Here is a 14576-nt window from a genome sequence, read left to right as displayed (position 1 = left end):
GTTCTCACTTTTTTTGGTTAAATGAACGGTTCTTTGGGAAGAGTAATATATCAATCACTTCTTAAACGAGAAGGTGGGTCGATGAGAAATTTATTCTTTTTCCTAGTTATTGTATTTATGATTGCGTTACCTGCTGAGCAAGTGAGTGCAATAGAGGAACCAGTTCCTCCGTCAATAGACCTTCGTATACTGGAGACAACTGATTTACATAGTTACATGCTGGATTATGATTATCGTAACAATAAAGAAACAGTGGAATTCGGGTTTGCAAGGACGGCAAGCCTTATTAAAGAAGCAAGAAAGGAAGCGAAGAATGTACTTCTTTTTGATAATGGTGATTTAATTCAGGGAAGTGCCTTAGCTGATCTTGCTTCTAAAACTTATCAATTTGACCAAAGTTTTATTCACCCCGCATTTAAGGCTCTGAACCGTCTTCGATATGACGGAGCCACACTTGGCAATCATGAGTTCAATTTCGGATTAAATTTTTTACAAACGAGCTTACGAGGAGCTAACTTTCCATATGTGAATGCCAATATTTATGTAGAAGACCATAACTCCCATTCGTTCGATGATATTAACTATTTTAATCCTTACATCATATTAGAAAAAAGATTCACTGATACAATGGGTGTGGAGCAAGATCTAAAGGTCGGTGTACTTGGGTTAATTACTCCCATTGCAGCAAAGTGGGACGAGGAGTATTTTAAGGGGAAATTAAAAATAAAAAGTATGGTTGAGACCTCTGAGCATTTCATCCCCATTATGAAGGGGAAGGGTGCAGATATCATTATTGTACTAGCCCATGCGGGTCTAACTGCAGATGAGGGTGTTGAAAACAAAAGAGAAAATAATGTAATGGCATTAACAGAAGTCGAAGGAATCGATGCCATCCTATATGGACATAGTCACTCTTTGTTTCCTAATGATGATTATTTTTTACAACAACAATTTATCAATATTGAAAAAGGTACCATCCATGATACCCCATTAGTTCAAGCAGGTTATTGGGGGAATCATTTAGGGATAATTGATTTATCAATTAGGAAGGTAAATGATGGCTGGAAGGTAATAAACTCACGATCAGAGGTAAGATCGGTTTATAAAAAATCAGGAAAAGAAAAGGTGCCGCTTGTCCAGTCTGATAAGGAAATTATTGATGCATTAAGAAATGATCATTCAAACACGCTTGAGTATATAAAAAATAATAAAGAATAAAAGAACCTTCAGCAACTGAAGGTTCTTTTTAATGGTGTGCTTTCCCACCTATATCCTGGTTTGTCCGATACCATAGCCATAAATCATTAATAATAGAAGCAAGTTCAGCAATTTCGCTATTTAACTGACATGATTTTCTGAAATCACTTTCATCTGATAAAGAGGCTTGTTTCTTATTAATATATTCTTCCAATTCTGCTATTCGATCTGGAATATGTCCTCTTATTTTCTCCCATTCCAAAAGAATACTTTGTTGGGTATCAAAGGTATATTCTTCCCAGTTTTTATGCAAGGTAGGGAGCCTGATTCCGAGTCTCTCATTTAATTCAAAGTAATTTTCCATTGAAAGCCCCTCCATTTCATCTTATAACCATTCTACTACAGTCTATCCATGCCTTCCAGATGGAAGCTGAATAAATAAAATAATAAATTTTTATACATTTTTAAGAATAAGTATTGAAAATAGGAAGAAAACTTGTTACATTTGTATACATATTATAAAAGTATAAAAACATAAACCGATTGAATATTTATTCGATTTTAGGAGGATTTCCAATGTCAGTTCAAAAAGTTGTTCTTGCTTATTCAGGAGGATTAGATACATCAGTAGCAGTAAAGTGGCTTCAAGATCAAGGTTATGCAGTAGTTGCGTGTTGTTTGGATGTTGGAGAAGGCAAGGATTTAGATTTTATTAAAGAGAAAGCATTGCAGGTTGGTGCGGTATCGTCATACGTGATTGACGCAAAAGAAGAATTCGCGCATGAATATGCATTAATTGCTCTACAAGCACAAGCGATGTACGAAGAGAAGTATCCTCTTGTATCAGCACTATCTCGTCCGCTAATTGCAAAAAAATTAGTTGAGGTTGCAGAGCAGGAAGGAGCAGTTGCGGTAGCACATGGTTGTACAGGAAAAGGAAACGATCAAGTTCGTTTTGAAGTTTCCATTTCTGCTTTAAACCCTGATTTAAAGGTCCTAGCTCCTGTACGTGAGTGGAGCTGGTCACGTGAAGAAGAAATTGAGTATGCAAAGAAAAATGGTATTCCAATTCCGATTAACTTAGATAGCCCATATTCAATTGACCAAAACCTTTGGGGTAGAGCTGCTGAATGTGGAGTATTAGAAGATCCGTGGGCAGCACCACCTGAAGGTGCTTACGATATTACATTACCACTGGAGAAAACACCGGACCAAGCAGATGTGGTAGAAATTGAGTTCGTTAGCGGTGTTCCTGTTAGTTTAAACGGAAAAAGCTACCCACTTTCAGAGCTTATTTTAGAATTAAATACATTAGCTGGTAAGCATGGGGTTGGTCGTATCGATCATGTAGAAAACAGACTTGTTGGAATTAAATCCCGTGAAGTGTATGAGTGTCCAGGAGCAATGACATTATTAAAAGCACATAAAGAGCTTGAAGATTTAACACTAGTGAAAGAAGTAGCTCATTTTAAACCGGTTATTAGCAAGAAGATTGCTGAAGTAATTTATGATGGACTTTGGTTCTCTCCACTTACTACTGCTTTAAAAGCATTCCTTAAGGAAACGCAAAAGCATGTAACAGGTACGGTACGTGTGAAGCTATTTAAAGGTCATGCAATCGTGGAAGGAAGAAAGTCAGATTATTCGTTGTACGATGAAAAGCTAGCTACTTATACAGCTGAGGATCAGTTTGATCATCAATCAGCGGTTGGTTTTATTGAACTGTGGGGACTTCCAACGAAGGTTCAAGCTCAAGTGCAACAAAAGAAGGTGACTGTGTGAAAAAGCTTTGGGGGGGACGCTTTACCAAAACGGCTGAGGAATGGGTAGATGAATTTGGTGCCTCCATTTCCTTTGATAAGGAGCTTGTCCTTGAGGATATTCAAGGAAGCTTAGCACATGTAAGTATGCTTTCCTCTTGCGGTATTATATCGCATGAGGAAGCAGCTCAAATAACAGATGGTCTAAAGGTTTTACAAGAAAAGGCAAAGAATGATGAGCTAGAATTCTCTGTGGAATTAGAGGATATCCACTTAAATTTAGAAAGCAAGCTCATTGAATTAATTGGCCCTGTAGGTGGGAAGCTCCATACGGGTAGAAGTAGAAACGATCAAGTGGCAACAGATATGCATTTGTACTTACGTAAGGAGACTCTGCACACTATTGAACTGATCGAGGGACTTCAGCAAAGTCTGCTTCTTCAGGCGGAAAAGCATGTAGAAACCGTTATGCCAGGTTATACGCATTTACAAAGAGCACAGCCTATTTCATTTGCACATCATTTACTAGCGTATTTTTGGATGCTTGAGCGTGACAAAGAGAGATTCCAAGAAAGCATTAAGCGTATTAATAAATCTCCACTTGGAGCAGGGGCATTAGCTGGAACAACTTTTCCTATTGATCGTGAACTTACAGCTAGCCTTCTAGATTTCTCTAGTATCTATGAGAATAGTTTAGATGCGGTTAGTGACCGAGACTTTATTTTGGAATTTATGTCTATAAGCTCGATACTAATGATGCATTTATCGAGACTAGCAGAAGAATTTATCTTATGGTCAAGCCAAGAATTTCGCTTTATTGAGCTTGATGATAGCTTTACGACTGGTTCAAGTATTATGCCACAAAAGAAAAACCCTGATATGGCTGAGTTAATACGTGGAAAAACAGGAAGAGTATATGGCAATCTTTTTGGTTTGTTAACAGTGTTAAAAGGGCTACCGCTTGCTTATAACAAGGATATGCAAGAAGATAAAGAGGGTATGTTTGATACAGTTAAGACGATCACAGGATCATTGAAGATTTTTGCTGGAATGGTTGAAACCATGAAGGTAAATGAGAAAGAAATGGAAGTAGCGACAAAGCAGGATTTTTCAAATGCGACTGAGCTAGCTGATTATTTATCTGGTAAAGGCGTTCCATTCCGAGAGGCTCATGAAATCGTCGGTAAGCTAGTACTTACGTGCGTTCAAAGTCAATGTTACTTGGCGGACTTACCACTTGAGCAATATAAGGAAGCGAATTCTTTATTTGAGAGTGATATATACGAGGTATTAAACCCAGTGACTGCTGTGAAACGTAGAAATTCAGCGGGCGGAACAGGGTTCGAACAGGTAAAAGAGGCCATCGTTAAAGCAAAATCAAAGATAAAAGAAGAAAAGCACGCTAATTACTAATAGCGTGCTTTTCCTATTATTTAATCTTTTTCTGTTCGGACAACTAATACATCGCAGCGTGCATAACGCGTTATATGTTCGGAAACGCTTCCAATTAAGAATCGCTCTACAGCATTCAATCCAGTTGCCCCACAAATAATTAAATCCACTTCGTGTTTTTTTGCTAAATCTTTAGGGATTTTCACCTTTGGAGAACCGTAATCGATTTCATAAGATACATGTTGAACGCCAGCATTCAATGCTTGCTCCTTATAGCTTTCCATTAGCTCAGTAGCAAACTTGTCTGCTCTTTCCGCAATTGTACGGTCATATGCTTCAACGGTTGCAAATGTTCGAGTGTCGATGATGTGAGCTAAAATAATAGTTGCATTATTCCGTTTGGCGACCTCTATTGATTTCTTAAACGCCCATTCAGCTTCTTTGGAACCGTCAACGGCAACTAATATCTTTTTATACGTAAGACTCATGTTCATCTCCTCCTTTACCTATATTATACAATATTTAATTCATGTATATCTGTAGCAAATTTTCGAAAAATATATAGGTGGGAAAATACACTTTGAAGGAGCTCAATATTTAATGAAAAAGGATGAAATAAAAGGGCAATCGCATTATATTTATGACCATCAAGGCGAGAGTAATGTTAGTGCACAAATCATGGACGCTTATAATAGTGGTGTCATTGATCAGCCAAACGGTCAGTTCGACAATGAAAAATACGATAGCATGTTTGGAAACGAGTCGGAGTAATAATGAAAAAGGAAGCCCTTTGGCTTCCTTTTTTATCAAATCTATTGCTTTAGTTCTTGTAGTCTTTGTTTTAACATCTGTCCAGCAGTTTTTAAGTCTTCCTTCATTTTATCTATTACTTGACTCCATTTTGAGCTTTCTTCTTTAATTACTTGCTCGATTTTTTCAGCTTTTTCCTTGATTGCTTCTTGAGTTTCATCTGCGTCTTGCTCACCTTGCATTCTCTCGTTAACCGATTTGACCGTAAAGGATGTTTGCTCGGTAAATGGAATAGCCGCCTCCATAATCTTCCTAAAGATAGGAACGACTGTTTCTGAACTTGAACCGGTTAAATAATGATCTTGATCGGTTTGATCATAACCAATCCAAATGGCCCCAACTAAATCAGGCGTATACCCGACAAACCATTGGTCCTTTGTTCCATCACTGCCAGAAAAACTTAGTTGAGTAGAACCTGTCTTCCCAGCAATTGGAGATCCATCAATTTGTGCAGCTGATCCTGTTCCAGATTCTACTACATTTAAGAGCATGGAGGTCATTTCATTCGCTACTTTTTTTGTTGTGACTTGTACAACCTTCTTCTTATGTTCAGCGATAATATTTCCTGTCGGCCCTTCGATCTTTGTAATAAGATGGTCATCAGCGCGCTTCCCCTTATTTGCAAAGGCTGAATAGGCTGAAGCTAATCTGAGAGGAGAGGTTCCTTCGTTCATTCCTCCAAGGGCAATCGCCAAATGTTCATCCTCTTCTTGTAGTTGAATACCAAATTTATTTAACGATTCTATTCCTCTGTTTAAACCAATTTGGTCTAATAGCCAGACAGCTGGTAGGTTAAGAGATTCCTGTAGCGCAACATACATAGGGACTTCACCAGCATACGTTTTATTATAGTTTTCTGGTTGGTAGTCACCAAATGCTTGCTGTTTATCTTCTAATACAGAGGATAAGGCATATCCTTCTTCAAGTGCCGGAGTATAAACAGCTAAAGGCTTTAAAGTCGAACCAGGCTGAGCCTTTAAGTGGGTCGCACGGTTAAATCCACGAAAAACGGATTCCCCACGTCCTCCAACTAGTGCTCTTACACCACCAGTCGATGGGTCAAGAAGTACAGAACCACTTTGAACAATAGCATCTTTCTTGCCCCTAGGAAAATTGTTGTTATTTGAATAGATGGTTTCAAGAGAGGATTGCAGGTTTTGGTCCATCTCTGTATAGATTTTGTATCCTCTAGTTAAAATTTCTTCCTGTGTTAAGCCATATTGAGAAATGGCTTCATCAAGAACGGCATCGGTATAAGAAGGATATTTCCTGTCAAGGAAGCTGCCACCACCCTCTTCAAGGACAATCTTTTCTCCAATAGCTTCCTTATATTCCTGCTCAGTGATAAATTTATTGTCCTTCATTTTTGCTAGTACAACATCCCTACGTTCAATTGCAGCATCGTAATTTTGAAATGGATTACGTGCAGAAGGTGCTTGAAGAAGTCCGGCCAGTAATGCAGCTTCACTAATGGTTAATTCACTCGCACTTTTATTAAAATATTTTCCTGCTGCTTGATCAATCCCCCATGCCCCATGACCAAAATATACTTGATTGATATACATCTGGAGGATTTCATCTTTTTCGTATTCCTTTTCGATTTCAAGGGCTAGAAATAGCTCTTCAATTTTTCTTTTATACGTTCTCTCGGGTGAGAGGAGGGCATTCTTTGTTAATTGCTGTGTTAATGTACTGCCGCCACCTGTAATGCGACCTGCTAGTAAATTTTTAAAAAATGCTCTTGTAATTCCTTTTAGGTCGAACCCATTATGAACATAAAAACGATGATCCTCTATGGCGACAACTGCATTACCTACATAAGCAGGGAGTTCTGAGATTTCAACCCCTTTATTACGGTTTGTACTTATTTCGGTAGCAAAGTCTCCATCCTTGTCGTATATAACCGTCGATTGTTTTAAGCCTTCCTTTAAGGTTTGTACGTTTGCTTGGCTTGCAATGAAAGCAAAATAAAGAATCGCCAATAATACAAACACTAAAAGAAGTAATAATAGAAATTGGGTAATATGTGTGTTTCTCCAAAAACGAATGATTGCATTACGAAATGTTTCGAATCGTTCCATTGAATACCTATCCTTTAAAAATGAAATTATGACCATTATAACAGGAAATTATGTCAAAGGATGACAGAAATCTCTTTATTCCTATAATAAAAAAGTGGTATATTATTATCGGCTTCATGATTACTGATTACATATTTTGGAGGGTAAGGCATGCGTATTGGAGTTCCTAAGGAAATAAAGAATAATGAAAATCGGGTCGCTATGACTCCTGCTGGTGTTATTAATTTAGTGAAGTTTGGGCATGTAGTACATATTGAAACTGGGGCTGGTCTAGGATCAGGGTTTACTGACGCTGATTATGTGGATGCAGGTGCGGTTATTGTTGAAAGCGCTTTAAAGGCATGGTCAATGGAAATGGTCATGAAGGTAAAGGAACCACTTCCAGAGGAATATCAGTATTTCCGTGAGGGATTAATTTTATTTACGTATTTACATTTAGCGCCAGAGCCTGAATTAACAAAGGCATTAATTGAAAACAAAGTAGTTGGAATTGCCTATGAAACGGTACAACTTTCCAATGGAAGCCTTCCACTCCTTACGCCAATGAGTGAAGTAGCTGGACGAATGGCTACACAGATTGGTGCTCAATTCCTAGAGAAGGTACATGGTGGGAAGGGAATTCTTCTTGCTGGTGTGCCTGGAGTAAATAGAGGAAAGGTAACGATTATTGGTGGGGGAGTTGCAGGAACAAATGCTGCAAAAATGGCAATTGGACTAGGGGCAAGCGTAACGATCATCGACCTGAGTCCTGATAGACTTCGTCAGCTTGATGACATTTTCGGTAGTGATGTAACGACTCTTATGTCTAACTATTACAATATTGCAGAAGAAGTAAAAAGCTCTGATTTAGTTATTGGTGCTGTGTTAATACCAGGAGCGAAAGCACCAAAGCTCGTAACAGAAGAAATGATTCAATCGATGTCACCAGGCTCGGTTGTAGTCGATATTGCGATTGATCAGGGTGGTATTTTTGAAACGACTGACCGTATTACGACACATGATAAGCCAACATATGAAAAGCATGGTGTTGTCCATTATGCAGTTGCGAACATGCCTGGTGCTGTACCACGTACCTCTACGATGGCTTTAACAAATGTAACCGTGCCTTATGCACTTCAAATTGCTAACAAAGGCTACAAAAAAGCTTGTCTAGAAAATGAAGCTTTATTAAAAGGAATCAATACCCTTAAAGGTTATGTCACATATGAAGCTGTAGCGGAAGCCCATGGATTAGAATATGCAGATTCTCGGGAACTTTTAGAAAAATAGAATACAAGAAAGGCTCCTTGAGGTTATCAAGGAGCTATTCTTTACCTTATTACTTGCAATTCCTTTGGAAACTTGGTTAAAATTTCAACTCCATTTGAGGTAACTAGTACATCATCTTCAATTCTGACACCCGCTACTCCAGGAACATAAATTCCCGGTTCGATGGTAAAGACCATGCCTTCTTCAAGTAAGAGCGTATTCGTTTCTGTAAGGGAAGGATATTCATGAACACTAATTCCTAGCCCATGACCGAGTCGATGAGGAAAATATTCCCCATAACCGGCAGCTGAAATAATATTTCTTGCCGTTAGATCGACTGATTGACATGTTACACCAGGCTTACTCGCTTCAATAGCTGCGGCTTGAGCTTTTAAAACAGTATCATAAATTTCTTTTTGCTTGTCGCTTATATCACCAAGCGCAACGGTACGAGTAATATCTGAGCAGTATCCGTCAACAATTACTCCTAAATCAAAAAGAACAAGATCACCTTTTTTCATCTTGGTCAATCCAGGATTCCCATGTGGAGAAGCTCCGTTTTTCCCTGTTAAAACCATAGTAGAAAAAGACATCTCTGAAACGCCTTTCTTCTTTAATTCATATTCAATTGCTGCTAAGACCTCAAGCTCTGTTTTCCCTTCAGCGATTTCGGAACAACCTACCTCAATCGCGTAATCTGCTAGGGCACATGCCTCGCGAATCGTAGTGATTTCACTTTCGCTTTTTACCATACGTAATTTGCGAAGTTTTTCCTCCGCTGGAAGAAAGTCTGCTTGTGGAAAAAGGGAATGGATAAGCTCATAGCGCTCTACATTCATATGTTCTTTTTCAATTGCAATTTTTTCTACATTTTTGGTTCTATCGTTACATAGCTTATGTAAGATTGTCCATGGATTTTCGATATCTGTATATCCGATAATGTCATAGTTCCATCCAGCTTTTCTTGCATCCTCTTTCTCCATGGAAGGACAAACGAGAAACGGATCTCCACTTTGGAATATACCTACACCGAGAAGCCTTTCGTGGGGATCGCTCAAAAATCCACTTACATAAAATACACTATCAGGGTTAGTTAAAAAGCAGAAATCAATTTGTTCTTGCATGAGCCAGTTCGCTATCTCGTTAAGTTTCCCAATCATAGTTATTCCCCCTTCTGTACTATAGATTTAGAGTAACAACATTACTTTTGAAAGTAAACTTATATTGGTAGTAAAATATGGGTATAAGGTATTTGAAAAGTCAAAAGGAGTGTGGAGTATGAAAATTAGCTTTCATGGACATTCAGTGATTTTAGTTGAGGCAAACGGAACTAGGATTCTTTTCGATCCTTTTATTAATGGAAACCCAGCAACAGATTTAAAAGTAGAGGAAGTAAAAGCAGATGTGATTATTGTAACGCACGGGCACAATGACCATCTTGGTGATACGGTAGAACTCGCTAAGAAAAATAATGCACTAGTTATCGGAACCGCAGAATTGGCAGATTATCTAGGTGCCAAAGGGATAAACACACACGGATTACATATCGGAGGAGGATATAACTTCGAGTTTGGAAGAGTGAAGCTTACCCAGGCATTTCACGGGTCAGGATACGTAAATGAGAAAAATGAAATCGTATATTTAGGTATGCCTGCTGGTGTCCTTTTAACGATAAATGGAAAAACGATTTATCATGCAGGAGATACGGGGCTATTTTCAGATATGAAACTAATTGGGGACAGAAATCAAATTGATGTTGCCTTTCTACCAATTGGAGATAATTTTACAATGGGGCCGGACGATGCTGCTTATGCGGCTGAGCTTCTGCAAGCGAAGAAGGTTGTTCCCATTCACTATGATACCTTCCCACTACTTAAGCAGAATCCACAAGCATTTGTGAGCATGCTTCCAACAGGAATGGGTGTTGTACTTAAAGTAGGGCAGTCAATAGAATTATAGAAAAAGTAGTCGGTGAGTCGTTTTAAACGATTCATCGACTTTTTTTTATTTTTTTGCATACATTTTTACTAATGGGACAAGAAAGGAGATTTACCTATTATGAAAAAAAATCGATATTTATTTTGCTTGTTGTCATGTGGTGTGATGCTCTATTACGGAGTCCCACAATTATCATCGTATAATGCGGGCTTGTCAGGTATTTTCTCAGTGACATGGTTATTATTAGCGGTATTTGTAATAGCTGGGAATTTATCTGCGATTATGTATGCTCCTAAGAAAAAAGTCTCTACTCAAGCTCAAATATCAAAAAAACAGGTGCGAAAAAAAGTGCGAGCCTACTAAATACCTATCTGCTTGCGAAATCAAATTGTAATCAAGCCCCTTCACGCTTTATAATAAGATGATAATTACAAAACAAATAGAAAATACAGAAATTTATAAAGGGTGAAGGTCTTGGCTACAAAACATGAACAAATTCTTCAATATATTGATGAACTACCGATCGGTGAAAAGATTTCAGTAAGGCAAATTGCCAAGGCGCTTAATGTAAGTGAAGGGACAGCGTATCGTGCCATAAAGGATGCGGAAAATAAAGGCTATGTAAGTACCATTGAACGTGTCGGCACGATTCGTATTGAAAGAAAGAAAAAAGAGAATATTGAAAAGCTAACATTTGCTGAAGTAGTAAATATTGTTGATGGACAAGTTCTTGGTGGACGTACAGGTTTACATAAAACGTTAAATAAGTTTGTTATTGGTGCGATGAAGCTTGAACAAATGATGCGTTACACAGGTCCAGGCAATCTGCTCATTGTAGGGAACCGGACAAAAGCTCATGAATATGCGCTAAATGCCGGAGCTGCCGTGCTCATTACGGGTGGATTTGATACGGAGGATGAAGTGAAAAGATTGGCGGATGACCTCCAATTGCCAATTATTTCGACTAGCTATGATACCTTTACGGTTGCTGCAATGATTAACCGTGCCATTTACGATCAGTTAATAAAAAAAGAAATTGTACTTGTTGAAGATATTTTAACTTCGATTAACGAGACAATCTATTTAAAAACAACGGATACGATTGAAGATTGGCATGAAAAAAATCGTGAAACACAGCATAGCCGATTTCCGGTAGTCGACCATCAAATGAGGGTGCAAGGGATGGTTACTTCAAAGGACGTTATGGGAATTGCAGATACGACAAGCATTGAAAAAATAATGACAAAAAATCCAATGACTGTTACTGGAAAAACAAGTGTTGCCTCCTGCGCTCACTCGATGGTATGGGAAGGGATTGAGGTCCTTCCAGTTGTTGACGATAATAATCGCTTAGAGGGAATCATTAGCAGACAGGATGTGTTAAAGGCTTTACAAATGATTCAACGACAACCTCAAGTCGGAGAAACGATTGATGACATTGTTACTAATCAGCTCGTCGTAACCAAAGGAAAAACAAAGAACGAGGACGTTCTCCGCTGTGAAGTAAGTCCTCAAATGACTAACTCCATTGGAACGATATCCTATGGTGTTTTCACTACTATTGTGACAGAGGCAGCCAATGGTGTGTTAAGAGGATATAAAAAAGGGGATTTAGTCGTTGAAAATATGACGATTTATTTTCTAAAACCAGTTCAAATGGATAGTGTATTAGAAATTTATCCTAAGGTGCTAGAGGTTGGCCGAAAATTCGGGAAGGTCGATGTCGAAGTATATAACGAAAATGTGTTAGTTGGAAAAGCAATGATGATGTGTCAGTTAATTGATCGACACTAGAGAAAAGGAGTTGTTCCATAAATGAACAACTCCCCTTCTTACATTTGCTTTTTTAATTCAGTTGCTTCCTTTGCAGCAAGAGGAAGGAAGTACTTATACGCTTTGATTCCACCCCAAATATTGTAAGCTCCCAGGGCAATAAAAATAGCACCGATGATATACACTACAGTTGACTGGGATATCATTAGACGATTCAGTCCAAAGGATGTAATGAATAGTCCAAGTGCAATATTGCTTTTTGCGGAAATCCATTTCCTTTCTGCCGGTCGGTTAGAACGAAAGAACTGAACTTTATAAAAAATATAAAACATAATTGATACGACAATAATAATAACGAAAATAGGCATATACTTTCCCTCCAAGCTTCGACATTCTTCCATTATTCTACCTTGTACATAAAATAATTTCTACTTTTTCTCTTTTTATGATAAAAAGAGAGTATTAGGAAAAAAGGAGATTAGCAATGAAAGATAAAATAATTGAAACGATTAAACAATACGAGACCATCATTATTCATCGACATGTTCGGCCAGATCCAGATGCGTATGGATCACAAGGGGGACTTGCAGAGATTTTAAAGGCTTCTTTCCCAGACAAAACCATTTACACCGTTGGACAAGAGGAGCGTTCTCTCCAATATTTAAGAGAGCTTGATGAAATAAGCGATGATACATACAAAGGTGCTTTAGTGATTGTTACAGATACGGCTAATCAAGAGCGTATATGTGACCAAAGGTACCTTTCCGGGGATAAATTAATAAAAATAGACCATCATCCAAACGAGGATCCGTATGGAGATATTGTCTGGGTGGATACGACTTCTAGCTCATCGAGTGAAATGATCTATGAACTTTACTTATTCGGCCAAGATAAAGGATTAAAGATGTCTAATCAAGCGGCAAGACTATTATATGCCGGTATTGTTGGAGATACGGGAAGATTTCTATACCCAAGTACGAATGATCGAACATTCCAATATGCTGGAGAGCTAATAAAATATAACTTCTCTCGTTCAGAGGTTTATGATGGAATGTACGAGCTACCAATGAATGTTGTTAAGTTAAATGGCTATGTCTTACAAAACTTTGAAATGAACGAAACGGGTGTAGCTTCTATGATCCTTCCAAAGGAACTTCTTGCTCAGTACGAGGTAAGAGCAGCAGATGCCTCCCTTCTTGTAAGTGCTCTAGGTAGCGTTCAAGGAATCAAAGCATGGGCTTTCTTTATTGAGGAAAATGACCAAATTCGTGTTCGACTTCGTTCAAAAGGGCCCGTTATTAATGGCGTTGCTAAGAAGTATAAAGGAGGAGGCCATCCTCTTGCAGCAGGAGCCTCTATTTTCTCCTGGGATGAAGTACCGAATGTGATGAAGGACATAGAAGAAGTCTGTAAGTAAAAGAAATAGGCAGGAACTTTCGTGTTCCTGCCTTAATTATTGGCTAATTCCATCTCGAGTTGAATGGATAATGTGGTATAAAACACAATTTCTTTTACTTTCAATTGGTATCTTTTATCATTTACTTTGTGTGTACGATTTTCAATTACTTTTTTTACCCAATCACTACTTTTAAAAGCAGTATCAATATCCATTTTTAATAATGGATTGATATCCTCTTTAATTTCTTCTTCCACCTCATAGATACTAAATGAATCTAATTCATATTTTTGATTCACTTTAATTTTGATTTTTATATCTTGGACGATGAGTAGCTCTTCGTTTTTCTTATTTAATTCTCGGTAGTCATTTTGCCATATATTTTTCTCTTTCTCTAAATCCTTAATGGTTTCTTCTTGCTGCTTTAGCTCTTTTGAGTAAGTTTCTTGCCAATCTCCGTAAATATAAAGAAATACACACCAACTGATTACTCCACCTAAGGCCATGCCTGCAATAAACTGCTGGACAGCACGAAGTCGGTAGAAAGGTGGAATTCGCATATTAAATATGCTCCTGGGTTAGCCAGTTAATGATGGTCGCTCCTGTTTGTGCACCGCCCATAGCAGTTAGGATAAGTAGGAATTGTTTAAAGATATCCTTCGTACCTCCATCTAAAAAACCTTTTTCAAAACTATAAACCGTATCAAAAGTTCCACCTATTGCAGCAATAATTGCCCAAATTCGTATGGAAGTCGATATTCGGTAAATTTCTGTTAGCATTGGTTTTCCGGTCAAAAATGCAGAGAGCCCACCAATGAGCGCCCCGCCTAATAAAACACCAAGTGCAATAAAATAGGCATCTATTAAAATGGATATATACGGTTGCTCGCTCATATTAATCCTCCTCACCTCAATAGAGTATTGATACATCATATGGACAAACTCAAAAATTTATGAGCTAACATGAAGCGAACATATTTT

16 protein-coding genes are annotated in these 14576 nt (G+C 38.1%); 9 read left to right on the top strand and 7 right to left on the bottom strand.

The genetic code is table 11. From position 1 onward, the window contains the following. The first annotated feature begins 81 nt into the window (after positions 1-81). Positions 82-1218, top strand: coding sequence for a metallophosphoesterase (locus BKO01S_RS06320; RefSeq protein WP_066050458.1), 1137 nt, complete (start codon positions 82-84; stop codon positions 1216-1218). Positions 1219-1246: 28 nt separating this feature from the next. On the opposite strand, the gene BKO01S_RS06315 is transcribed toward BKO01S_RS06320, so the two are convergent. Continuing rightward, on the bottom strand, positions 1247-1561 hold the full coding sequence (locus BKO01S_RS06315; protein ID WP_066050455.1) for a hypothetical protein: 315 nt from the start codon (positions 1559-1561) through the stop codon (positions 1247-1249). A gap of 212 nt (positions 1562-1773) precedes the next feature. Here BKO01S_RS06315 and BKO01S_RS06310 point away from each other — a divergent pair, with 212 nt between their 5' ends. Beyond that, entirely contained in the window at positions 1774-2979 is a 1206-nt protein-coding gene (locus BKO01S_RS06310; protein ID WP_066050452.1) for an argininosuccinate synthase, read from the top strand. Continuing rightward, positions 2976-4370 carry an argininosuccinate lyase gene (argH, locus tag BKO01S_RS06305; protein WP_066050449.1) on the top strand — a complete coding sequence of 465 codons (1395 nt, stop codon included), beginning with the start codon at positions 2976-2978 and terminating at the stop codon, positions 4368-4370. Before BKO01S_RS06310 ends, argH begins: the two co-directional genes overlap by 4 nt. Before the next feature lie 20 nt (positions 4371-4390). Here argH and BKO01S_RS06300 read toward each other — a convergent pair whose 3' ends face one another. Further along, a complete protein-coding gene (locus BKO01S_RS06300; protein WP_066050447.1) occupies positions 4391-4837 on the bottom strand; it encodes a universal stress protein in 447 nt (148 codons plus the stop codon). 112 nt (positions 4838-4949) lie between these two features. Here BKO01S_RS06300 and BKO01S_RS24590 point away from each other — a divergent pair, with 112 nt between their 5' ends. After that, complete coding sequence (locus BKO01S_RS24590) at positions 4950-5120, top strand: hypothetical protein (protein WP_198158772.1); 171 nt, start codon at positions 4950-4952, stop codon at positions 5118-5120. Positions 5121-5161: 41 nt separating this feature from the next. Here the strand turns inward: BKO01S_RS24590 and BKO01S_RS06295 are convergent, their stop codons facing one another. Continuing rightward, positions 5162-7240, bottom strand: a complete 2079-nt coding sequence (locus tag BKO01S_RS06295) for a transglycosylase domain-containing protein (RefSeq protein ID WP_066050444.1) — start codon at positions 7238-7240, stop codon at positions 5162-5164. Between the two features lie 150 nt (positions 7241-7390). Here BKO01S_RS06295 and ald point away from each other — a divergent pair, with 150 nt between their 5' ends. Then, complete coding sequence (gene ald, locus BKO01S_RS06290) at positions 7391-8509, top strand: alanine dehydrogenase (protein ID WP_066050441.1); 1119 nt, start codon at positions 7391-7393, stop codon at positions 8507-8509. A gap of 41 nt (positions 8510-8550) precedes the next feature. Here ald and BKO01S_RS06285 read toward each other — a convergent pair whose 3' ends face one another. Continuing rightward, positions 8551-9648: a M24 family metallopeptidase gene (locus BKO01S_RS06285; RefSeq protein WP_066050438.1), complete on the bottom strand. Its 1098-nt coding sequence runs from the start codon at positions 9646-9648 to the stop codon at positions 8551-8553. A 118-nt stretch (positions 9649-9766) separates the two neighbouring features. Here BKO01S_RS06285 and BKO01S_RS06280 point away from each other — a divergent pair, with 118 nt between their 5' ends. The 3 genes from BKO01S_RS06280 to BKO01S_RS06270 all read left to right on the top strand — a co-directional run bounded on the left by BKO01S_RS06280 (position 9767) and on the right by BKO01S_RS06270 (position 12220). Then, positions 9767-10447, top strand: coding sequence for a metal-dependent hydrolase (locus tag BKO01S_RS06280; RefSeq protein ID WP_066050435.1), 681 nt, complete (start codon positions 9767-9769; stop codon positions 10445-10447). Positions 10448-10546: 99 nt separating this feature from the next. Next, a complete protein-coding gene (locus tag BKO01S_RS06275; RefSeq protein WP_066050432.1) occupies positions 10547-10789 on the top strand; it encodes a hypothetical protein in 243 nt (80 codons plus the stop codon). Between the two features lie 111 nt (positions 10790-10900). Further along, on the top strand, positions 10901-12220 hold the full coding sequence (locus tag BKO01S_RS06270; protein WP_066050429.1) for a CBS domain-containing protein: 1320 nt from the start codon (positions 10901-10903) through the stop codon (positions 12218-12220). A 38-nt stretch (positions 12221-12258) separates the two neighbouring features. Here BKO01S_RS06270 and BKO01S_RS06265 read toward each other — a convergent pair whose 3' ends face one another. Beyond that, positions 12259-12567, bottom strand: coding sequence for a YtpI family protein (locus tag BKO01S_RS06265; RefSeq protein WP_066050426.1), 309 nt, complete (start codon positions 12565-12567; stop codon positions 12259-12261). 116 nt (positions 12568-12683) lie between these two features. Here BKO01S_RS06265 and BKO01S_RS06260 point away from each other — a divergent pair, with 116 nt between their 5' ends. Then, on the top strand, positions 12684-13616 hold the full coding sequence (locus BKO01S_RS06260; RefSeq protein ID WP_066050421.1) for a DHH family phosphoesterase: 933 nt from the start codon (positions 12684-12686) through the stop codon (positions 13614-13616). Between the two features lie 32 nt (positions 13617-13648). Here the strand turns inward: BKO01S_RS06260 and ytrI are convergent, their stop codons facing one another. Next, complete coding sequence (gene ytrI / locus BKO01S_RS06255) at positions 13649-14155, bottom strand: sporulation membrane protein YtrI (protein WP_066050417.1); 507 nt, start codon at positions 14153-14155, stop codon at positions 13649-13651. A gap of 1 nt (position 14156) precedes the next feature. Continuing rightward, positions 14157-14489, bottom strand: coding sequence for a sporulation membrane protein YtrH (gene ytrH, locus BKO01S_RS06250; RefSeq protein WP_066050414.1), 333 nt, complete (start codon positions 14487-14489; stop codon positions 14157-14159). Positions 14490-14576: the final 87 nt, after the last annotated feature.

Source organism: Robertmurraya korlensis NBRC 107688, from assembly GCF_001591645.1.
Classification (GTDB): Bacteria; Bacillota; Bacilli; order Bacillales; family Cytobacillaceae; genus Robertmurraya_A.
Note: the sequence above shows the minus strand (reverse complement) of the source record. Positions and strands in the feature narration are given on the sequence as shown.